The sequence below is a fragment of the Staphylococcus pasteuri genome, from assembly GCF_030547725.1.
Lineage (GTDB): Bacteria > Bacillota > Bacilli > Staphylococcales > Staphylococcaceae > Staphylococcus > Staphylococcus pasteuri.
On the sequence record NZ_JAUOQO010000685.1, the window covers coordinates 1 to 249 of the forward strand.

Consider the following 249-nt stretch of genomic DNA (forward strand, 5'->3'; position numbering starts at 1 on the left):
CATCGATTCCTTGCCAGTTGCGGGCGGCGCGGCGTATTAATTGAAGTGGGCCCACAGCCGCAATCGGTATTGCGCCAAGATATTCTTGAGCAAATGGAAACCATGACTGGCCACATTCTGGATTTTGTTGACTTGCATAACCAACAGCAGTTACCTGAACTCCCTCACTCTGTAGAAGCCTTTTTATATCTCGACAGCATTAAACTGCCACTAGATGAACAGGGCGAACGTATTGCTACTGTACACAGT

The 249-nt window shown here is 47.8% G+C and carries 1 protein-coding gene; it reads left to right on the forward strand.

The window, feature by feature from the left end:
• Positions 1–69: 69 nt before the first annotated feature.
• Positions 70–249 (forward strand): M14 family metallopeptidase (locus Q4528_RS15160; RefSeq protein WP_439848946.1); only part of this gene is annotated, 180 nt, incomplete at its 3' end.